Consider the following 21,395-nt stretch of genomic DNA (forward strand, 5'->3'; position numbering starts at 1 on the left):
GAGAGCTTCTCGGCACCCTCGGGTAGTGAAGGAGGCAAATGCGTTCCCAGAAGGGTCAGTTGTGGTGCTGAATGGAGGGGCGGGGATACGCAACGGCGCGTGCCCGGCACGGGGGAACGGGGCACACGCTGACCGGCGGCCGAGAGGGGAATGTTCGTGCATGCTTTGTCACACGGCACCACATCGAAACCGACCACCGTCGCAGTTCCACCGGCACTGTCCCTCCCGGTGATCGAGACGGCCTTTCCCCGGCAGCTCCATCCGTATTGGCCGAGGCTCCAGGAGGAAACCCGTGCGTGGCTGCTCGAAAAGCGGCTCATGCCGGCCGACAAGGTGGAGGAATATGCCGACGGACTGTGCTACACGGACCTCATGGCGGGCTACTACACCGGCGCCGCCGACGAGGTCCTCCAGGCGATAGCGGACTACAGCGCGTGGTTCTTCGTCTGGGACGACCGGCACGACCGCGACATCGTGCACGGCCGCCCCGACGCCTGGCGGCGGCTGAAGGACCAGCTGCACACGGCCCTCGACCGTCCCACGGACCACCTGCGTCACGAAGACGCACTGGTGGCCGGGCTCGCGGACGGTGTGCGGCGGTTGTACTCGTTCCTTCCGGACACGTGGAACGCCCGGTTCGCCCGGCACTTCCACGCGGTGATCGAGGCGTACGACCAGGAATTCCGCAATCGCACGGAGGGAATCGTCCCGACCGTCGAGGAATACCTGGAGCTGCGCCGGCTCACCTTCGCCCACTGGATCTGGACCGATCTCCTGGAGCCCAGTGCGGGCTGCGAACTGCCGGACTCCGTGCGGAAGAACCCGTCCTATCGGAAGGCGGCCCTGTTGAGTCAGGAATTCGCCGCCTGGTACAACGACCTCTGCTCACTCCCGAAGGAATTGGCGGGCCATGAGGTGCACAATCTCGGAATCAGTCTCATCACCCATGAAGGGCTGACTCTCGAAGAGGCGGCCGCCGATGTGAGGCGCCGGGTCGAGGAATGCGTCACGGAATTCATCGACGTCGAACAGGAAGCCTTACGCTTCGCCGACGGTCTCGACGACGGCACGGTGAGAGGAAAGGAACGGGCTGCGGCCGTGCGCGCCTGTCTCGGAAACATGCGGAACTGGTTCAGTTCCGTCTACTGGTTCCACCACGAGTCCGGCCGGTACAGGGTCGACAGCTGGGACGACCGGTCCACGCCCCCGTACGTCAACAACGAAGCGGCAGGTGAGAAATGACCGTCGAGTCGGTGACTCCCGACGCACCGGACGCATCCGGAGCATCCGCAACGACCGCGGCATCCGGTGAGGCGGCCCGGGTGAGGACCGACGCGACCGGGCCGCGCGTGGCGCCGGTGGCCGGCGGAGGCGTCCCCGGCCTCGGTCACGGCCTCACACTGGTCCGCGATCCGCTCGCCTTCATGTCCCGGCTGCGCGACCACGGCGACGTCGTGCGGCTCAAGCTCGGCCCCAAGACCGTGTACGCCGTCACCACGCCCGCCCTCACCGGTGCGCTGGCCCTCAGCGCCGACTACATCATCTCCGGCCCCCTGTGGGAGTCCATGGAGGACCTGCTCGGAAAGGAGGGCGTGGCCACGGCCAACGGCCCGCTGCACCGGCGCCAGCGACGCACCATCCAGCCGGCCTTCCGGCTCGACGCGATCCCCGCCTACGGCCCGGTCATCGAAGAGGAGGCCCACGCGCTGACCGAGCGCTGGGTGCCGGGGGAGCCGGTCGACTGCACCACCGAGGCGTTCCGGGTCGCCGTGCGCATCGCCGCCCGCTGTCTCCTGCGCGGCGGTTACACGGACGAGCGGGCGGACCGGCTGTGCGTCGCGCTCTCCACCGTCTTCCGCGGCATGTACCGGCGGATGGTGCTGCCGCTCGGCCCGCTGCACAAGCTGCCGCTTCCGGCCAATCGCGAATTCAACCGGGCTCTGGCCGATTTGCATCGCGTGGTCGACGAGATCGTCGCCGAGCGCCGCGCGTCCGGTCAAAAGCCGGACGATTTGCTGACGGCATTGCTGGAGGCGAAGGACGACAATGGTGACCCGATCGGGGAGCAGGAGATCCACGACCAGGTGCTCGCGATACTCACCCCCGGCGGTGAAACGATCGGCTCCACGATCATGTGGTTGCTGCAGGCACTTGCCGCGCATCCGGAACACGGCGACAGGATGCGCGACGAGGTTCTCGCCGTTACCGGAGGCCGCCCGGTGGCATTCGAGGACATCCACAAGCTCACGCACACCAACAATGTCGTCGTCGAGGCCATGCGTTTGCGTCCCGCTGTCTGGATATTGACCCGCAGGGCGGTCAGGGACACGGAGCTCGGTGGCTATCGCATTCCGGCCGGAGCGGACATCATCTACAGCCCATTCGCGATCCAGCGCGATCCGAAGTCGTACGAGCGCAACCTGGAGTTCGACCCGGACCGCTGGCTTCCGGAGCGTGCGAAGCACGTTCCGAAATACGCCATGAGTCCGTTCGGCGTGGGCAACCGCAAGTGCCCGAGCGATCACTTCTCGATGGCCCAGCTCAGCCTGATCGCGGCGGCGCTGGCGACGAAGTTCCGCTTCGAGCACGTGCCCGGCTCGGACGACACCACCCGCGTGGGCATCACCCTGCGCCCGAACCGGCTGATGCTGAGGCCGGTCACGCGCTGAACCGCCACAGCCGGCAGAACGGTCACCTCCGGCGGGCGTTCACGCGGCCCCGAGGCCGCGTGAACGCCCGCGCCGCCGCCGTGTGGCGCCACGCCCCCGCACGGAGAGCCACCCCGCACCGCACGCGCGGCATGAGACGGGGCGGTAACCGGGCCCGACGGGCCGGGGCCTGTGGCGGAGGGGGATGCCTGCCGCGCGGCGCCCGGCACGTGCTCCCCTCCTCCCGCCGCACCGCCCGAAAGCCCGGGTGCGCCCGGTACGAGGGCTTCCGGGCGGCACGCCCGGAACAGGCTCCCCGAGCTCCCGGCTTCGCTCGAGCAGGGGGCCCGACCTCCGTGACGCCGCGCGGCCGCCCTCCGGGCGACGACGCCACTTCCGCGGCAGACCCTAGAAGTCCTCGTCCAGGTCGACCGTGCCCTCCACGGCGACCTGGTACGCGGACGGACGCCGCTCGAAGAAGTTCGTCAGTTCCTGGACCCCCTGAAGCTCCATGAACGCGAACGGATTGTCCGAGCCGTACACCGGTGCGAAGCCCAGGCGGGTCAGCCGCTGATCGGCCACGCACTCCAGGTACTGCCGCATCGACCCGGTGTTCATGCCCGGCAGTCCGTCACCGCACAGGTCCTGCCCGAACTGCAGCTCCGCCTCGACCGCTTCGCGCAGCATGTCCGTCACCTGCTGCCGGAGCTCGTCGTCGAACAGGTCCGGCTCCTCCTTGCGGACGGTGTCGACCACGTCGAAGGCGAAGGACATGTGCATCGTCTCGTCCCGGAACACCCAGTTGGTGCCGGTCGCCAGACCGTGCAGCAGGCCCCGGCCGCGGAACCAGTACACGTAGGCGAACGCCCCGTAGAAGAACAGGCCCTCGATGCACGCGGCGAAGCAGATCAGGTTGAGCAGGAAGCGGCGGCGGTCGGCCCGCGTCTCCAGCCGGTCCAGCTTCTCCACGGAGTCCATCCACCGGAAGCAGAACTCGGCCTTCTCCCGGATGGACGGAATGTTCTCCACCGCCGCGAACGCGGCCGTCCGGTCCTGAGGGTCGGGCAGGTAGGTGTCCAGCAGCGTCAGGTAGAACTGGACGTGCACCGCCTCCTCGAAGAGCTGCCGCGACAGGTACAGCCGCGCCTCCGGGGAGTTGATGTGCCTGTAGAGGGTGAGCACGAGGTTGTTGGCCACGATCGAGTCGCCGGTGGCGAAGAACGCCACCAGGCGGCCGATCAGATGCTGTTCCGCGGGGCTCAGTCTCGCGAGGTCGGCGACGTCCGAGTGGAGGTCGACCTCCTCCACGGTCCAGGTGTTCTTGATCGCGTCCCGGTAGCGCTCGTAGAAGTCGGGGTAGCGCATGGGCCGCAGGGTGAGCTCGAAACCCGGGTCGAGGAGGTTCTGGGTCCGGGGGGTGTCCGTGGTGCTGGTCATTACTGGCAGGCCTCGCAGGACTCGGGGTTCTCAAGGGAGCAGGCGACGGTCTCGGGGCCGGCGGCCGGCTGCCGGGCGGGGACGGGTGCAGGGGTGGGAACGGGTGCGGTGGCGGCGGTGGTCTGCGCCTGGGCCGCGCGGGCGATGCGGGTCGCCGGGCGCGAGCGCAGGTAGTACGTGGTCTTCAGGCCCCGCTTCCAGGCGTAGGCGTACATCGAGGAGAGCTTGCCGATGGTCGGCGTCTCCATGAACAGGTTCAGTGACTGCGACTGGTCCAGGAACGGAGTGCGGTCGGCGGCCATGTCGATCAGACCGCGCTGCGGGATCTCCCACGCGGTCCGGTACAGCTCGCGCACCTCCTCGGGGATCCGGGCGACCCCCTGGACCGAGCCGCCGGCCTCGCGCAGCGCCTCGCGGGTCCGCGCGTCCCACACGCCCAGCCGCTTCAGATCGTTCACCAGATACGAGTTGACCTGGAGGAACTCGCCGGACAGCGTCTCGCGCTTGAACAGATTGGACACCTGCGGCTCGATGCACTCGTACACCCCGGCGATGGACGCGATGGTGGCCGTCGGCGCGATCGCCAGCAGCAGGGCGTTGCGCAGGCCGACCGACGCGATGCGCCCGCGCAGCGCCGACCACCGCTCGGGCCAGGCGAGTGCGGTGTCGTAGTGGTCGGGGTGCAGCACGCCCCGGGCGGTCCGTGTGTGCTCCCAGGCAGGCAGCACACCGTCGCGTTCGGCCAGGTCGGCGGAGGTCTCGTACGCGGCGAGCATGATCCGCTCCGCGATCCGGGCGGAGAGCCGCCGGGCCCGGGGCGAGCCGAAGGGCAGGCGCAGGGCGAAGAAGACGTCCTGGAGGCCCATCACGCCCAGCCCCACCGGGCGCCAGCGCGCGTTGGAGCGGCCCGCCTGCTCGGTCGGGTAGAAGTTGATGTCCACGACCCGGTCGAGGAAGGTGACGGCCGTACGCACGGTCTCGTCCAGCCGCACCCAGTCCAGGTCACCGGCATCCCGGTCGACGAGCGCGCCGAGGTTGACCGAGCCCAGGTTGCAGACCGCGGTCTCCCCGTCGCCGGTGACCTCCAGGATCTCCGTGCACAGGTTGGACGAGTGGACGACGTGGCCGGGCTCGGCGGTCTGGTTGGCGGTGCGGTTGGCGGCGTCCTTGAACGTCATCCAGCCGTTGCCGGTCTGGGCGAGGGTCCGCATCATGCGTCCGTACAGCTCCCGCGCGGGGATCGTCCTGCGTGCCAGGGCCGCGTCCTCGGCGGCCCGGTAGGCCGCGTCGAACTCCTCGCCCCACAGGTCGACCAGGTCCGGGACGTCGGACGGGGAGAACAGCGACCAGGGCGCGTCGGCGTTCACCCGGCGCATGAACTCGTCCGGCACCCAGTGTGCGAGGTTCAGGTTGTGCGTACGGCGGGCGTCCTCACCGGTGTTGTCGCGCAGTTCCAGGAACTCCTCGACGTCCGAGTGCCAGGTCTCCAGGTAGACCGCCGCCGCGCCCTTGCGCCGGCCGCCCTGGTTCACGGCGGCGACCGAGGCGTCCAGGGTCTTCAGGAACGGGACGATGCCGTTGGAGTGCCCGTTGGTGCCGCGGATCAGCGAACCCCGGGAGCGGACGCGGGAGTAGGACAGGCCGATGCCGCCGGCGTGCTTGGAGAGGCGGGCCACCTGGTGGTAGCGGTCGTAGAGGGAGTCCAGCTCGTCCTTCGGGGAGTCGAGGAGGTAGCAGGACGACATCTGGGGGTGCCGGGTACCGGAGTTGAACAGGGTGGGGGAGGAGGGAAGGTACTCCAGGCGGCTCATCAGGCGGTACAGCGCGGCGACTTCGTCCACCGGCCGGACGTCCGCGTTGCCGGCGTCCTTCGCGAGGCCCGCGGCGACCCGCAGCAGGAAGTACTGCGGTGTCTCGACGACCTTGCGGGTCACCGGATGCCGCAGCAGATAGCGGCTGTGCAGGGTGCGCAGCCCGAAGTAGCCGAAGCGGTCGTCGGCCCGCGGGTCGATCAGCGCGTCGAGCCGGTCCGCGTGCCCCTGGACGAACGCGGCGGTCCGGTCCGCGACGAGACCCTCGCGGTGCCCGGCCGCGATCGAGGACGTGAACGACGTGACTCCCTGCGAGGCGGCCTCGGCGCGGATGCCGAGGGTCAGCAGCCGGGCGGCGAGCCGGGAGTAGACGGGATCCTCGGAGATGAGCCCGGCCGCCGCCTCGGTGGCCAGCTCGCGCAGCTCGGCCTCGTCCGCGTGCGCGGACCGGCCGCGCAGCGCGGCGGCGGCGACCCGGCCGGGGTCGGCGTCCTGGAGGTCTGCGGTCAGCCCGGTCAGGGTTTGCAGCAGCGCGGCACCGGGGCCGTCGCTCGTATCGGCCGCTGAAGCAGGATCGGCTGGCGCGATGGTCACGTGGGGCTCTCCCTCGCTCGGCACGGGGCCTCGGCAAGGGCAGGGGGCAGCACACGGGCACGCGCACGCGCCGCGCGTCCACCGGCCCATTCCGCGAGGCCCGGACGTCTGGCACCCGGACCGGACGGCCGGGTGCACTGTCGGCAGGTCCTCGGACTCAAGCCCGTGCGGGCACGCGGGAAACGTGAAAACGCACAAGTACACCGTTGCGGGACAGTTCCGGATTCGCACCGGATTCCCCTGCGGCGACAGCGAGCATGAGCATACATCTTGTGCCGAGTGCTGTCGGCAGCCCCATATCTTGTGTCGTAGGGGGTGCGGCGATGCCGGGGCGAGGTGGTGTCGGAGCGTCAGTCCACAGGCGGGCGGCGTGATGTCGGCCAGGTGCGGAACCGGGTTCCAGTCCCGTCCGGGAGAGCGGACGAAGCCGAGACGCCCGCAGCCGCGGTGGGCCGCACGCATCGACCGCCGGGTCGACAGCACGATGCGTACGCATCCCTCGGTGGCCCGCGCCCGGTCGGCACAGGCGCGAACGAGGGCCTCCCCGGCGCCCCGGCACCCCGGCGCCGGGCTGTGCGGGCGACCGCGAGCATCCGGATCTCCGCCTCGCCGGGCCCGGCCACGTCGGCCATCGGCCTGTCGCCCGGTACGAACGCCACCTCGCCCGGCACGCTCCCGGCGCCGCGCGCCTCCGCCGCCCCGGGACGCGCCCCGGGGTCCGCCACGGCGACCAGCACCTCGGCGGCCGCGGCCCGCTGGGCGACGTCCCTGAGCTCGCCGGGGTACGCGTCGCTCCCCCGGAGTCGAGCAGCCCGTCGCGCGGACAGGCCTGCGCGGTGATCTCACCGAGCTCCTCGAACCCGTACGGCTCCACCGGCCGGGTGACGAGGTCCAAGGGCCGCGTGTGCCCCGCGGACACGGCAACGGGCCGCCGGATTTCTCCGGCGGCCCGTTGCCGTGGTCGTGCCCGCGCAGCGTGCCGGTCCCTGTCAGCGCTTCCCGTCGGCTGCTTCGGCCGTGTCCAGCGGCAGCTCGGTGCTGACCCCCGGGTCGCCCGCGTCCGCCGTGTAGTCCTGCGGCCGGGTCTCGTCGATGCCCTCGGGAGCCTTGACCGCCCTCAGGGCGAAGGTCAGGGCGACCGTGACCAGAGCGTTGATCACGAAGGCGGTGAGGCCGATGTAGCCGATCTCGCCGATGCCCGGGATCTCCTGCGACGAACCGCCGAAGTGCTTCTGCGTCGGCGAGGCCACCCCGTACGCCGCGACCGTGCCGTAGACCATGCCGACCGCCCAGCCCGCGAGCAGCGCCCAGCGGTGGAACCAGCGGGTGAACAGGCCGCCCACCAGCGCGGGGAAGGTCTGCAGGATCCAGATGCCGCCAAGGAGCTGGAAGTTGATGGCGACCGTCTTGTCCATGGTGAGGACGAAGGCCAGTGCCCCCACCTTCACCAGGAGCGAGACCACCTTGGAGACCTTGGTCTCCTGCGCCGGCGTAGCGTCCGGTTTGATGAAGTCCTTGTAGATGTTGCGGGTGAACAGGTTCGCGGCCGCGATCGACATGATCGCCGCCGGCACCAGGGCCCCGATGCCGATGGCCGCGAAGGCCACGCCGGCGAACCAGGCCGGGAACATGTTCTCGAACAACTGCGGGATCGCCAGCTGCCCGTTGCTGACGTCGACCCCGGCCGCGATCGCCATGAAGCCGAGCAGCGCCAGCAGGCCCAGCATCAGCGAGTACAGCGGCAGGATCGTGGTGTTGCGGCGGATCACCTCACGGCTGCGCGAGGACAGCGTCGCGGTGATCGAGTGCGGGTACATGAACAGCGCGAGCGCCGAGCCCAACGCCAGCGTGGCGTAGGTCCACTGGCCCGCCTCGGCCGGCACCAGCGAACCGCGCGGCGCGCCGGTGGCCGGGTTGGTCTCGCCGTACGCATCGCTCGCCCTGGCGAAGATGTCGGCGAAGCCGCCCAGCTTGATCGGGATGTAGATGATCGCCACCGCGATCACGAGGTAGATCAGCGTGTCCTTCACGAACGCGATCAGGGCCGGGGCCCGCAGGCCCGACGAGTACGTGTACGCCGCCAGCACACCGAAGGCGATCAGCAGCGGCAGGTCCTTGACGAACCAGTTGGTGTCCTCGCCGCCGCCGACGCCCATCACGTCCAGTACGGCCTGGATGCCGACCAGCTGGAGCGCGATGTACGGCATGGTCGCCAGGATGCCGGTGAGCGCCACCGCCAGCGACAGCCCCTTCGAACCGAACCGGCCGCGCACGAAGTCGGAGGTCGTCACATAGCCGTGCTTGTGCGACACCGACCACAGCCGGGGCAGGAAGGTGAAGATCAGCGGGTAGACGAGGATGGTGTACGGCACGGCGAAGAAGCCCGCCGCGCCCGCCGCGTAGATCGCCGCCGGTACGGCCACGAAGGTGTACGCGGTGTACAGGTCGCCGCCCAGCAGGAACCAGGTGACCCAGGTGCCGAACGACCGTCCGCCCAGGCCCCATTCGTCGAGGCTGTGCTCGTTGGCGGCCCTGCGCCAGCGGGCGGCCAGGAACCCCATCGCCGTGACGAGGACGAAGAAGAAGATGAAGACGGCGAGTGCCACGCCGTTCACGCCGTCGTTCATCGCCGCGCACCGCCCTTCGCCGCCGCGCGGGCACGCTGGTCACGCTGCCACAGCTTGTAGGCGATCACCGTCAGCGCGGTGGAGATCAGCACCCACAGCATCTGGTACCAGTAGAAGAACGGGATACCGATGAAGGCGGGGTCGGTTCTCGCGTACGAACCGACCCACAGCATGGCCACGAACGGTGCTGCAAGGCAGACGCCGATGACGACGCGCGCGGGCGTCACCACCGGATCTCTGCCGGAACCTGGGGCTTGCGACATCGAACGACTCCGTCCCTTCGCTGATCGCCTGCGCTGCGTAATGCGCAGGAAATCTAGGTCAGCGCGGGACCGGGGCGGAACCCCCCGTGGGGATTGCGTACTCAAACTCCACGGAAGGCCGACTCGACGGCTCAGTCCTGCGGGCGCTTCAGCCGGGCCACGAACTTGTACCGGTCCCCCCGGTACACCGAACGCACCCACTCCACCGGCTGTCCGCCCCGGCCCAGCGAGTGCCGGGAGAGCATCAGCATCGGCAGCCCCACATCGGTGCCGAGCAGGCCGGCCTCGCGCGGGGTGGCCAGGGAGGTCTCGATGGTCTCCTCGGCCTCCGCCAGACGGACGTCGTACACCTCGGCGAGGGCGGTGTACAGGGACGTGTACTTGACCAGGCTGCGGCGCAGGGCCGGGAAGCGCTTCGCGCTGAGATGGGTGGTCTCGATGGCCATCGGCTCGCCGTTCGCCATGCGCAGCCGCTCGATGCGCAGCACCCGCCCGCCGGGGGCGATGTCGAGCAGCGAGGCGAGCCCGTCGTCGGCGGTGATGTAGCCGACGTCCAGCAGCTGTGAGGTGGGCTCCAGGCCTTGCGCGCGCATGTCCTCGGTGTACGAGGTGAGTTGCAGCGCCTGCGAGACCTTGGGCTTGGCGACGAAGGTGCCCTTGCCCTGGATGCGCTCCAGGCGCCCCTCGACCACCAGCTCCTGGAGCGCCTGGCGCACGGTGGTGCGCGAGGTGTCGAACTCCGCCGCCAGGGTGCGCTCGGGCGGGACCGGCGTACCGGGAGGGGCCGTTTCCGTCATGTCGAGCAGATGCTTCTTCAACCGGTAGTACTTGGGCACGCGCGCCGTACGGACCGTAGTCCCAGCCTCGTTCTCCGTACTGCTGACGTCGGTGCTCATGCTCTGCCTTCCCGGCTCCGAGTGCCGAACGACCGACATGCCATCGGCCCCGGCTCACATCGTGGCACGGCCGCGGCCGGGAATGTTTCCCGTACGCTCCGTGAACTCCTCTGTATACCGCCGGGCCCGGGGTTGGTCTAGTCCACCGCGGCCGCCCGGGGGCGCGCGGTCCGGGAGCCGCGGCGCGCGGCGTCCAGAGGGCTTCGGTCAGATCCCCTGCCAGTCCGGCTTGTTGGCGTAGGTGTGCCGGAAGTAGTCCGCGAGCTTGAGTCCGGTCGCGGCGGCCTCGTCGACGACGACCGTGACGTGCGGGTGCAGCTGCAGCGCGGACGCCGGGCACACCGCGGCCACCGGGCCCTCGACGGTCGCGGCGACCGCGCCCGCCTTGCCCTCGCCGGTGGCGAGCAGGACCAGGTGGCGGGCCTCCAGGATGGTACCGATGCCCTGGGTGATCACGTGGTGCGGGACCTGGTCGATGTCGTCGTCGAAGAAGCGCGCGTTGTCCACCCGGGTCTGCTCGGTCAGCGTCTTGATCCGGGTGCGCGAGGCGAGCGAGGAGCACGGCTCGTTGAACCCGATGTGCCCGTCCGTCCCGATGCCGAGCAGCTGCAGGTCGACGCCGCCGGCCTCGGCCAGCGCCCTGTCGTACGCCGCGCACGCGGCTTGTACGTCTTCGGCCGTCCCGTCGGGCCCCATGAAGGCGTCCATGCCGATGCCGAGCGGCTCCAGGACCTCGCGCCGGAGCACCGACCGGTAGGACTCGGGGTGATCGGCGGGCAGCCCCACGTACTCGTCGAGCTGGGCGATCCTCGCCCGGGAGGTGTCCACGGCGCCGGAGCACACCTGGGCCGCCAGCGCCTCGTAGACGGGCAGGGGCGTCGATCCGGTGGCCACGCCGAGCAGGGCGTCGGAGGTGCGCCGCAGGAGATCCGCCATGGCCCCGGCGATGAGTGCGCCGCCGGCCTTGGCGTCCGGAACGATGACAACTTCCACGCTGAGCCTGCCGATCTGGGAGGGGACTCGACTGGGTCCGGCCCCGGAGGGGCGCGGGGCGGCCATGTGGTTTAGACCAATCTCAATCTAACAGAGCGGGGGCCCCGCTCCCAGGCGGCCGGGTCAGGGAGCGGAGGGTGGCGGCGCTTTCGGCGGGCATCCGCCGCCGGCCTCCCCTCAGCATCCCAGGGCGGAACGGTCGCGGCCCGCCGGCCGAAATGAGCGTGGAATTCCGTTCCCGGGGCGTACCCCTGCGGGATAGGGTGCCTGGTGGACGCCCGGATGTCCGCTTGACCGTTGTCCCGATCGATCGTTGTCCCGGTGGTCGCGTGAGCACGTGATCGCGTGATCACGGAAAAAGACAACAACGAACAGCCTCCGACACATGGACACGGGTAGTGGTCTAGTCCACACTGCGTAACAGTGCAGCGCACGCAAGCCTGCCTTCCCCGCACAGGAAGGCGGAACGAGGACCCGGAGCTCTCTGCCCTGACTGCCCCGGATCCTCGTCCCTCGGCCGAACGGGGCCGCACACCCCGCGGCCGATGTCGCTCCGGGCTGCGGTGCCGGGAGGGCTGAGGGTCCCTCCCAGGCGCCGCGGCCCGCGGGTGTCTCCCGGGGAGGTGTGACGTGCCGGGTACGCTCGCTGACGTGCCCTCCATGAACGAACTCGTACACCAGCACACCGCTCTCGACGACTCCGATCTCGAGTGGCTTCATCTGCTGGTCTCGGAGTGGCAGCTGCTCTCCGACCTCTCCTTCGCCGACCTGGTCCTGTGGGTCCCCACCCGTGACGGCACCCGCTACGTGTCCGTCGCCCAGATGCGCCCCAACACCGGCCCGACCTCGTACCAGGACGACATGGTCGGTCATCTCGTCCCGCGCGGCCGGCGCCCCATGCTGGACGCGGCCCTGGACGAGGGGCGGATCGTGCGCGAGGGCGACCCGGAGTGGCGCGAGGAGGTCCCGGTCCGCGTCGAGTCCATTCCCGTACGGCGGGAGGGCCGAGTCCTCGGGGTCATCGCGCGCAACACCAACCTGCTCACGGTGCGTACCCCCAGCCGGCTGGAGCTCACCTACCTCCAGAGCGCCTCCGACCTCGCGCAGATGATCGCGGCCGGTTCCTTCCCGTTCGCGAACCAGCAGCTCGACATGGACGCGCTGCCCCGGGTGGGCGACGGGCTGATCCGGCTCGACGCCGAGGGACTCGTCCAGTACGCCTCCCCGAACGCCCTGTCCGCCTACCACCGGATGGGCCTGGCGTCCGACCTGGTCGGCCACCACCTCGGCCGCACCACCGCCGAACTGGCACCTTCCCGCGGGCCGGTGGACGAGGCGCTGGCCAAGGTGGCCAGCGGCTGGGCACCGCGCGAGTTCGAGATCGAGGCGCCCGGCGGGGTGATCCAGTTCCGGGCGATCCCGCTCAAGCCGAAGGGGACCCGCATCGGTTCGCTGGTCCTGCTCCGGGACGTCACCGAACTTCGCCGCCGTGAAAGGGAGTTGATCACCAAGGACGCGACCATCCGGGAGATCCACCACCGGGTGAAGAACAACCTCCAGACGGTGGCGGCACTGCTGCGCCTCCAGGCCCGGCGGATCGGCTCCGAGCGGGGCCGCGCGGCGCTGGAGGAGGCGGTGCGCCGGGTCGGTTCCATCGCGATCGTGCACGAGACGCTCTCCCAGAACCTGGACGAGCGGGTGGAGTTCGACGAGATCGCCGACCGCGTCCTGGCGATGGTCGCCGAGATCTCACCGGGCAAGGTCACCGGCCGGCGCACCGGCCGCTTCGGCATACTCGACGCGGAGGTCGCCACCCCGCTGTCCATGGTGCTGACGGAGGTTCTGCAGAACGCCCTGGAGCACGGCTTCCGCGAGGGCGACACGGGCACGGTCGAGGTGGCGGCGGTCCGCGGCGGCACCACCAAGGAGGCCCGCCTGCTGGTCACCGTCCAGGACGACGGCGTCGGCCTGCCCGAGGACTTCGACCCGCACACCGGCGGCAACCTGGGGCTGCACATCGTACGGACCCTGGTCGAGGGTGAGCTGGGCGGCACCTTCGACATGGTCCCGGCCCCGGGCGGGGGGACACGGGTGATCCTGGACGTGCCGGTGGCCGTGGACAAGTGACGGCGAGCGGCGACGAGCGACGTACCCGATGCAGGCGAGCGGCCAAGAGCCCCGGACGGCCGACCGTCCGGGGCTCTTGCTTGACTGATGGGTTCCCCTCCGGCTCGAAGTGAGCCGAGAACTCGGGGGAGCACCGGGGAACTGCGTGCTGCGGCTCGGGGGCGGGAGATGCGTACGCGCTGTACGCGCCGCCAAGCTCAGGCTGTCAGCAGGGGTGGGTTGTCAGGCGGAGGCCTGACGGGCCCGGTTGCGGGCGGCGCGGCGCTTCATCGCACGGCGCTCGTCCTCGCTGAGACCACCCCAGACGCCGGAGTCCTGACCGGACTCGAGTGCCCACTGAAGGCAGCTCTCGATCACCGGGCAGCGACGGCAGACGGCCTTGGCTTCCTCGATCTGCAGCAGCGCAGGACCGGTGTTGCCGATGGGGAAGAAGAGCTCGGGGTCTTCCTCGCGGCAAACGGCGTTGTGACGCCAGTCCATGGCTGCTACCTCTCCTTGGTATGAACTACATGTGGCTTGTGAATGTGAACGCTTTCACGAATCCCTCAACAAGGGAAGGGCCGAACGCCAGGTCTCCTGGCGTGGTCCTTGGGTGTGAAGAGGGGTTCCGGTGATCTGTGGAGGCCGGTGTTGCGGGCCGTCCCGATCGCCATGTAGAGACTCGCAAACCTCGGCGGCGGATACAACCCCTACCGGAAAGTTTTTTTTGATTCATCGGTGTCGACTAGGTCACAGCCGTACTTCCGTGGGGTGGATCCTGGCCTAAACGTTCGAGTGAAAGGACTTTAGCGTTTTCCGCTCACACAATCACACGCAGTGCACGGCGAACGCCTGTGAACGTCACGCTGGTTCGCAGTCCGAGGTGGTCACCGTCCATCTGGAGGGGCAGTGGCACCTTCGAATGCAAGGTGAACTGGGTCAGATCGTGCCCCGCGACCACATGCCTGCCCAGGGGTCCGCGCTCGGGGGACGAAGTGAGCAACTGGGTGCCATACCGGGCAACGGCGAGGGTGGACAGCCGTTTCAGACCGAAGATGTCGAGCCCGGTATCGAACGAGGCCTTAGGTGACGCGTAGATCGGGCGATTGCCGAGAAACGTCCACGGGGAAGCGTTCGAAACTATGGAGAGCACCAGATCGGTGACCGGTTCCTCACCCGGCTGCTCGAGCGTTATCACGCCGCTGTGGCGATGGGGCTCACCGATCAGCTGACGCACGACCTGACGCATGTACAGCGCGTGAGTGGACTTCCTGCCGCGCTCCCGGTGCTGCTCCACCCGGCCGACCACACCGGCGTCGAAGCCCAGCCCCGCGTTGAAGGTGAACCAACGGGGCGGCACGCCCTCGTCCTCCGTCCCCGGTGTGCCCGACGTCAGGCCCAGGCCGACGGTGCGTTCGCGGCCCTCGCGCAGCGCGTCCAGGAGGGCGCCGGTGGCCTCCACGGGGTGGTTGGGCAGATCCAGGGCGCGGGCGAAGACGTTGGTGGAGCCGCCGGGGACCACGGCGAAGCCGGGCAGGTGCTCCGGGTCGGGGCCGGCGTGCAGCAGGCCGTTGACGACCTCGTTGACCGTGCCGTCGCCGCCGAGGGCCACCACCAGGTCGATGTCGTCGCTCTCCGCCGCCTGCCGGCCCAGGTCGCGCGCGTGGCCGCGGTACTCGGTGGTGACCGCCTCCAGCTTCATCTCGCTGGCGAGGGCGTGGATCAGCACATCGCGCGTGCGCGCACTCGTGGTGGTTGCCGCCGGATTGACCACGAGAAGTGCACGCATGCGATGCAGGGTACCTACTGGGTGGTACCAAGGCCCAGGCCGAGGCGGGGCCGTGAGCGGGGCCAAGGATGGGGCCAAGGGTGGGGCCAGGGGTGTGACCAGGGGCGGAGCCGGGACGGAGTCAGGAGCGGCACGGGCGCGGGAGGGGGCGTGAACCTCCGCACGGGGCGCGCGGGGCGAGGGCTACCCTTCAGGGGTGAGCAGCGAGCAGACCCCCACCACCGCCCCGGACGCCGCCGGGCCCCGCCCGCGCCGCCTGACGTACGCCGCGGGGCTCGCCGCCCTGGAAGGACTGGCCCTGCTGGTCGGCGGGGTCTGGATGCTGGTCCTCGGTCTCACGGGCGAGCCGGACGACCGGCAGCAGGCCGTCACCGGCGGAGTGACGATCGCGGTCCTCGCCCTGTTGCCGTTGCTCGCCGCGCGCGGGCTGCTCGGCCGCCGCGGCTGGAGCCGGGGCCCGGCCGTCATCACCCAGCTCCTGGCCCTGCCGGTGGCCTACAACCTGCTGCAGTCCGACAGTATGGCCATCCCGGCGGGAATCGCGCTCGCGGTGGTCGCCGTCACGGTCCTGGTGCTGCTGCTGAACCCCGAGACGACCCGGGCCCTCGGCATCCGGGGCCCCGGGAACACCGGGAAGTAACGTCGCGTGTTCCCCGGCCCGGGGCCGCGGTTCACCGCCCGGGCGCGTTTCCCCCCTCCGGGCCGCCTCCCGGGCCTCACTCCTCCACGAGCAGCTTCTCCCGCAGCTGGGCCAGCGTGCGGGCTAGCAGCCGGGAGACGTGCATCTGCGAGATGCCGACCTCCTGGGCGATCTGCGACTGGGTCATGTTGCCGAAGAAGCGCAGCAGCAGAATCCGCTTCTCGCGCGGAGGCAGGTCCTCGAGCAGCGGCTTCAGCGACTCGCGGTACTCCACGCCCTCCAGCGCCTCGTCCTCCGCGCCCAGGGTGTCCGCGACCGCCGGGGACTCGTCGTCGGTGTCGGGAACGTCCAGGGACAGCGTGGAGTAGGCGTTGGCGGACTCCAGCCCCTCCAGGACCTCCTCCTCCGAGATCGCCAGCTTCTCGGCGAGCTCGTGGACGGTGGGGGAGCGGCCGTGCTGCTGGGAGAGCTCGGCCGTGGCCGTCGTCAGCGCCAGCCGCAGCTCCTGCAGCCTGCGCGGCACGCGTACCGCCCAGCCCTTGTCCCGGAAGTGCCGCTTGATCTCGCCGACGACCGTCGGGGTCGCGTACGTCGAGAACTCCACGCCACGGTCCGGGTCGAAGCGGTCGACCGACTTGATCAGGCCGATGGTGGCGACCTGTGTCAGGTCGTCCAGCGGTTCCCCGCGGTTGCGGAAACGGCGCGCGAGGTGCTCGACCAGAGGCAGGTGCATGCGGACCAGCCGGTTGCGCAGTTCCGCGTACTCCGGACTGCCGTCCGGCAGCGTGCGCAGCTCGAGGAACAGGGCACGCGCCCCGCTGCGGTCCTGCGGGTGACGCTGTGCGCCGGAGCCGTGCGTCCCGGGGGTGTCCGGTGCCCGCCGGACGCCCTCCGCGCCCGGAGTCCGCGGCACCTCGCTCTCGGCGTGTCGCTCGTGCTCGTTCATCGTCCCGCCCGTCGCCCTTCCCCGAGCGCTCGCCTCGTCCCCCGCCACCGGCTTCGCATGCACACCGTCTCCCTCGCGGCCGGGGGAGACGGCGGGCCGACCGGCCTCGGGCATGCTCCGGGCGGCGGCGTCGTGCTGCCGCCCGCCGTCCGGAGCGCCGGCCACCGCGGAGTCGTCCTCCGGATGCGGCCGTGCCTGTTCCGGGATGGCGTCGATGCCGTCGATGCCGCCCGGCATCCGCTCGGCCGGCAGTTCGCGTGTGCCGCGTTCTTCGTCCCGCACCGGCCCGTCCTCGCTCCTCACGCCGGCCCGGGTCCCGCGCCGCGCTGTTTGTAGAGGCTGATCGAAACGGTTCTGTCCTCGTCCACGGCGGAGGAGACCTTGCCCGCGAGAGCGGACAGCACGGTCCACGCGAAGGTGTCACGCGAAGGCGCGTGACCGTCCGTGGTGGGCGCCGAGACGGTGACCTCGAGCGAGTCGTCGACGAGGCGGAAGACGCAACTGAGCACCGAACCCGGCACGGCCTGCTGAAGCAGGATCGCGCAGGCCTCGTCGACCGCGATGCGCAGGTCCTCGATCTCGTCGAGGGTGAAGTCCAAACGGGCCGCGAGGCCGGCCGTGGCCGTACGCAGCACCGACAGGTAGGCCCCCGCGGCCGGCAGCCGGACTTCCACGAAGTCCTGGGTCGCGGGCTCGCCTGCGATCTGGGACACCCTCACCTCCAAGGTGGTACAAGCGTTCAGGATCGGGGTCGCCCCCGGACAACGCGATATGTGGTTCAGCGGTGACGCTACCGCGCTACGGATGGTCCTGTCCCGGGGACCCCGGCCCCGTGCCGTTACTCATAGTAAACCTGTGGATACGTTCCGTCGCCAGGGGTCTGCGGGTCCGAATGGGAAGAGCGCGCGCCGCATTGACGTACCCAGACGTCAGGCGGTCGAACCGTCCGGTACCGGAGTCCTCTCGGGTCGCGTCGGAAGGCACCGGGACGCCCTTGCCCACGCGCCCCTGCTCACGGGAAGGGGCGCCCGGTGAGCACGGCCGCGACCGTGCTTCCGCGCGGGAACGCGTTCTCCTCCGCCAGGGAAACAAGGGCGTAAAGCAACTTGGCGACATAGACGCGTTCGACGGGTACGCCGTGACGGTGCTCGAAGTCCGCGGCGAACGCGTGGAGTTCCGGCGTCGTACGGGCGTAGCCGCCGAAGTGGAAGCGGTCGTCCAGGCTCCAGACGCCGCGCGGACCACCGAACGCCTCGGCCTGCAGCTCCTGTATCCCGGAGGTCAGGAAGCCGCCCTTGAGTACCGGAACGCCCAGGGCGCGCTCGCCGGAGCCGAGTCCGGCGGCCAGTCCGGCGAGCGTCCCGCCGGTGCCGCACGCCACCGCGACCACGTCCGCACGCCCCGCCAGTTCCTCTCCGAGCGCACGGCAGCCGCGCACGGCGGCGGCGTTGCTGCCGCCCTCGGGGACGACGTACGCGTCCTCGGCGTCCGCGTCACGCAGTACGGCGGCGAGCGTCTCCGGCGTGGTTTTGCGGCGGTAGGCCGCCCGGTCGACGAAGTGCAGCCGCATGCCGTCGGCCGCGCACCGGGCCAGCGAGGCGTTGAGGGGGCGGTCGGCGAGCTCCTGGCCGCGCACCACGCCGACCGTGGGCAGCCCGAGCAGCCGTCCGGCGGCGGCGGTGGCCCGCAGGTGGTTGGAGTAGGCGCCGCCGAAGGTGAGCACCGTCCGTCCGCTCACCGCCGACAGATTCGGCGCGAGTTTGCGCCATTTGTTTCCGATCAGCTCCGGGTGGATCAGATCGTCCCGCTTCAGTAGCAGCCGGACGCCGCGCCGCTCGAACCGCTCGTCCACGACGTCCTGCACCGGCGAGGGCAGCCGGGGGTGCAGACTCGCGAGACCTCCGGGGCCGGCGGGGATGGCGAAGGTTGCGGAGGCCACGGCGGCGGAGGCGGCGGGCTCGGGGCGGCGACGGGCACCTGGCGTCGGGGCGGGGGTCTCCGGGCTGGTCACCGGACCATTGTCGCCCGGCCGGGGAGGCCGGGCGACGGGCGGCTCGGGCACCGGGCGGGCGGAGTGAGCATGGCTGGATTCCGCCCTTGCCGACCGGGCCTCGAACGAACACGTGGCCGACGTGCGCCGTCAGCCCGAACTGCTGCTCGGGACCGGCGCCGGTGCGGTGCCCGCGCCGTCGGCGCCGGACAGGAGGGCCGGGCGGCAGCTTCCGGCGGATTGCCGCCGGACCGGTCCCGGCCCGCTCCCTCGCGCCGGGTGTGCCCGCGTGCGTCACTTGAGCCGGCCGCGGATCCGCTCCCGCATCGATGCCATCGTGAACCCGCGCGGGTCCACCTTTCCGGGCTGCCACTCCAGATGCCCGATCACCGACCGCTCGTTCCAGCCGTGGCGGCGGCAGACGGCGGCGGCGGCCCTCTCGACGGCTTCCAGCTGCGCCGCGGGCCAGAGGTCCTTCCCGTCGCCCAGGTTCTCGCACTCGAAGCCGTAGAAGTACCGGTTGCCGTCGGTGTTCCGCTCGTTGTCCGCGGGCAGCCGCCTCTCCGCGATCACCGCGCGCAGGACGTCGTCGTCACCCAGGCCGGCGTGGTTGGCGCGGCCGTAGCCGACGAGGTGGACCCTGCCGTCCTTGGTGATGACGCCGTGGCACAGCGGTCCCGGCAGGCCCGAGTAGCCCCTGCGGCACAGCTCCACGGTCCGGGCGCTGCCCCGGGTGACCGTGTGATGGATCATCACGCCGTGCACCGGCCCCCACGGGCCCTTGTGGTTGCGGTTGTGGTCGCGCCAGTCGCCGACCTCGACGACCGTGAGGCCCTCCGCCTTCAGAGAGCTCAGGAACGCGCTCGCGGACATGGGTGGGGCCATGGCCGCCCCCCTTCTCACAGCGCGACGGCCGCCGGTCGCGGCCGCCTCGTACCGGTGGTTGTACCTGAACGGAGCGAGCGCAACCGGTTGTTCGGACCCTGTACGAGCCGATCCGGACAAGGTCCGGCCACAGGGCCGCTGCCGAACGGAACCCCTATGGATGCCCACACAGGTGAAGATCCATTCCCGCTCATTCGGGTAATACCGAGGACACGTTCCGTGAGGAAAGGTGTGCCGCGGAGACCGACGTCCGGCACGGATGGGCGCCGGTCACAACTGGGAGGGCAATTCCTTATGTCGGTAGGCGAAGAGGTCCGCACCGAGCAGACCCGGCAGCAGCAGAGTCTCGGCACGGCCGCGGCGCGGAACCTGGCCACCACCACCAAGTCCGTACCGCAGATGCAGGAGATCAGCTCGCGCTGGCTGCTGCGCATGCTGCCCTGGGTGGACGTGCAGGGCGGTACGTACCGGGTGAACCGGCGGCTGACGTACGCCGTCGGCGACGGACGCGTGACGTTCGTGAAGACCGGTGACCGCGTCGAGGTCATCCCGACCGAGCTGGGCGAGCTGCCGGCCCTGCGGTCGTACGAGGACGAGGAGGTGCTCTCGGAGCTGGCCTCCCGCTGCCGGCAGCGGGAGATCGAGGCAGGCCAGGTGATCGCCTCGTTCGGCAGCCCGGCCGACGAGGTGTTCCTGCTGGCACACGGCAGGGTCGAGAAGGTCGGCACCGGCCCCTACGGCGACGACGAGTCCCTCGGAGTCCTGGCCGACGGCGCCTACTTCGGCGACCAGGCGCTGCTGGACGACGACGCCATCTGGGAGTACACCACCCGCACCCTGACCGCCTGCACCGTGCTCGTGCTGCCGCGTGACGCCGTCCGGCAGGTCGCGGAGCGGGCCGGGACACTGGGCGAACACCTCCGAGAGCAGCGCTCGGCCCCCAGCAGGCGCACCAACAAGTACGGCGAGCAGGAGATCGACCTCGCGGCCGACCACAGCGGCGAACCCGACATCCCGCACACCTTCGTCGACTACGAGGCCAAGCCGCGCGAGTACGAACTGAGCGTCGCCCAGACCGTGCTGCGCATCCACTCCCGCGTGGCCGACCTCTACAACCAGCCCATGAACCAGACGGAGCAGCAGATCCGGCTGACCGTGGAGGCGTTGAAGGAGCGCCAGGAGCACGAACTCGTCAACAACCGCGGCTTCGGCCTGCTGCACAACTGCGAGTACGACCAGCGGATCCAGCCGCACGACGGCGTACCCACCCCCGACGACCTGGACGAACTGCTCAGCAGGCGGCGCGGCACCAAGCTGCTCCTCGCCCATCCGCGCGCGATCTCGGCCATCGGCCGCGAGCTCAACAAGCGCGGGCTGGTGCCGGAGACCGTCGACATGGCCGGCAACCGCATTCCCACCTGGCGCGGCGTCCCCATCTTCCCGTGCAACAAGATCCCGGTGACCGAGGAACGCACGACCTCCATCATCGCCCTGCGTACCGGTGAGGAGGACCAGGGCGTCATCGGCCTGCGGGCCTCCGGCATCCCCGACGAGATCGAGCCGAGCCTGTCGGTGCGGTTCATGGGCGTCAACGAACAGGCCATCATCAAGTATCTCGTCACGGCCTACTACTCGGCCGCGGTCCTGGTGCCGGACGCGCTCGGCGTCCTGGAGAACGTCGAGATCGGCCGCTGGCGGTGACCTTCCGGGACCTCTCGGCCCGCCCGCCGTGTCCTCGCCCACCCGGGCGGGTACATCCTGGGGGCGCAC

General features: G+C 70.4%; 17 protein-coding genes, 1 pseudogene and 1 riboswitch. Of the genes and pseudogenes, 5 read left to right on the forward strand and 13 right to left on the reverse strand.

The features are described from left to right. Positions 1–156 precede the first annotated feature (156 nt). Complete coding sequence (cyc1, locus tag TU30_RS09715) at positions 157–1,242, forward strand: epi-isozizaene synthase (protein WP_042167719.1); 1,086 nt, start codon at positions 157–159, stop codon at positions 1,240–1,242. Further along, positions 1,239–2,669, forward strand: coding sequence for a cytochrome P450 (locus tag TU30_RS09720; RefSeq protein WP_078878203.1), 1,431 nt, complete (start codon positions 1,239–1,241; stop codon positions 2,667–2,669). Before cyc1 ends, TU30_RS09720 begins: the two co-directional genes overlap by 4 nt. A 387-nt stretch (positions 2,670–3,056) precedes the next feature. Here TU30_RS09720 and TU30_RS09725 read toward each other — a convergent pair whose 3' ends face one another. From TU30_RS09725 to nagB, 7 genes and pseudogenes are all read right to left on the reverse strand, one after another. Next, positions 3,057–4,085 (reverse strand): ribonucleotide-diphosphate reductase subunit beta, encoded by a 1,029-nt coding sequence (locus TU30_RS09725; RefSeq protein WP_042167303.1) that lies wholly within the window; start codon positions 4,083–4,085, stop codon positions 3,057–3,059. Further along, positions 4,085–6,490: a ribonucleoside-diphosphate reductase subunit alpha gene (locus TU30_RS09730; RefSeq protein WP_042167306.1), complete on the reverse strand. Its 2,406-nt coding sequence runs from the start codon at positions 6,488–6,490 to the stop codon at positions 4,085–4,087. The genes TU30_RS09725 and TU30_RS09730 overlap by 1 nt, the downstream gene beginning before the upstream one ends. Before the next feature lie 124 nt (positions 6,491–6,614). Further along, positions 6,615–6,785, reverse strand: a riboswitch (cobalamin riboswitch). Positions 6,786–6,835: 50 nt separating this feature from the next. After that, positions 6,836–7,385, reverse strand: a pseudogene (locus TU30_RS37070) (GNAT family N-acetyltransferase); the annotation flags it as partial. Positions 7,386–7,479: 94 nt separating this feature from the next. Next, entirely contained in the window at positions 7,480–9,117 is a 1,638-nt protein-coding gene (gene mctP / locus TU30_RS09735) for a monocarboxylate uptake permease MctP (protein ID WP_042167308.1), read from the reverse strand. Continuing rightward, on the reverse strand, positions 9,114–9,380 hold the full coding sequence (locus tag TU30_RS09740; protein ID WP_078878204.1) for a DUF3311 domain-containing protein: 267 nt from the start codon (positions 9,378–9,380) through the stop codon (positions 9,114–9,116). The genes mctP and TU30_RS09740 overlap by 4 nt, the downstream gene beginning before the upstream one ends. Positions 9,381–9,511: 131 nt before the next feature. After that, the gene (locus TU30_RS09745) at positions 9,512–10,276 is read right to left on the reverse strand and encodes a GntR family transcriptional regulator (protein ID WP_042167313.1); all 765 of its coding nucleotides are present in this window, start codon (positions 10,274–10,276) and stop codon (positions 9,512–9,514) included. A gap of 207 nt (positions 10,277–10,483) precedes the next feature. Continuing rightward, positions 10,484–11,269, reverse strand: coding sequence for a glucosamine-6-phosphate deaminase (gene nagB, locus TU30_RS09750; protein ID WP_042167317.1), 786 nt, complete (start codon positions 11,267–11,269; stop codon positions 10,484–10,486). 651 nt (positions 11,270–11,920) lie between these two features. Here nagB and TU30_RS09755 point away from each other — a divergent pair. Further along, positions 11,921–13,396 carry a PAS domain-containing sensor histidine kinase gene (locus TU30_RS09755; protein ID WP_042167724.1) on the forward strand — a complete coding sequence of 492 codons (1,476 nt, stop codon included), beginning with the start codon at positions 11,921–11,923 and terminating at the stop codon, positions 13,394–13,396. A 222-nt stretch (positions 13,397–13,618) separates the two neighbouring features. Here TU30_RS09755 and TU30_RS09760 read toward each other — a convergent pair whose 3' ends face one another. Next, on the reverse strand, positions 13,619–13,876 hold the full coding sequence (locus TU30_RS09760) for a WhiB family transcriptional regulator (RefSeq protein ID WP_030219886.1): 258 nt from the start codon (positions 13,874–13,876) through the stop codon (positions 13,619–13,621). A 319-nt stretch (positions 13,877–14,195) separates the two neighbouring features. After that, a complete protein-coding gene (locus TU30_RS09765) occupies positions 14,196–15,164 on the reverse strand; it encodes a diacylglycerol kinase family protein (protein WP_042167323.1) in 969 nt (322 codons plus the stop codon). Positions 15,165–15,360: 196 nt separating this feature from the next. Between TU30_RS09765 and TU30_RS09770 the strand changes: the two genes are divergently transcribed. Then, the gene (locus tag TU30_RS09770) at positions 15,361–15,804 is read left to right on the forward strand and encodes a hypothetical protein (RefSeq protein ID WP_042167326.1); all 444 of its coding nucleotides are present in this window, start codon (positions 15,361–15,363) and stop codon (positions 15,802–15,804) included. A gap of 76 nt (positions 15,805–15,880) precedes the next feature. Here TU30_RS09770 and TU30_RS09775 read toward each other — a convergent pair whose 3' ends face one another. The 4 genes from TU30_RS09775 to TU30_RS09790 form a co-directional block, all read right to left on the reverse strand. Further along, entirely contained in the window at positions 15,881–17,032 is a 1,152-nt protein-coding gene (locus TU30_RS09775) for an RNA polymerase sigma factor SigF (RefSeq protein ID WP_078878205.1), read from the reverse strand. Positions 17,033–17,049: 17 nt separating this feature from the next. Then, positions 17,050–17,463, reverse strand: a complete 414-nt coding sequence (locus TU30_RS09780) for an anti-sigma factor (RefSeq protein WP_006136266.1) — start codon at positions 17,461–17,463, stop codon at positions 17,050–17,052. 299 nt (positions 17,464–17,762) lie between these two features. After that, complete coding sequence (locus TU30_RS09785) at positions 17,763–18,668, reverse strand: 1-aminocyclopropane-1-carboxylate deaminase/D-cysteine desulfhydrase (RefSeq protein WP_042167730.1); 906 nt, start codon at positions 18,666–18,668, stop codon at positions 17,763–17,765. A 366-nt stretch (positions 18,669–19,034) separates the two neighbouring features. Further along, on the reverse strand, positions 19,035–19,613 hold the full coding sequence (locus tag TU30_RS09790) for an N-acetylmuramoyl-L-alanine amidase (protein WP_042167329.1): 579 nt from the start codon (positions 19,611–19,613) through the stop codon (positions 19,035–19,037). 306 nt (positions 19,614–19,919) lie between these two features. On the opposite strand from TU30_RS09790, the gene TU30_RS09795 reads away from it, so the two are divergent. After that, the gene (locus TU30_RS09795) at positions 19,920–21,326 is read left to right on the forward strand and encodes a family 2B encapsulin nanocompartment shell protein (RefSeq protein ID WP_042167332.1); all 1,407 of its coding nucleotides are present in this window, start codon (positions 19,920–19,922) and stop codon (positions 21,324–21,326) included. Positions 21,327–21,395 lie beyond the last annotated feature (69 nt).

This window comes from Streptomyces sp. NBRC 110035 (assembly GCF_000829695.1).
Lineage (GTDB): Bacteria > Actinomycetota > Actinomycetes > Streptomycetales > Streptomycetaceae > Streptomyces.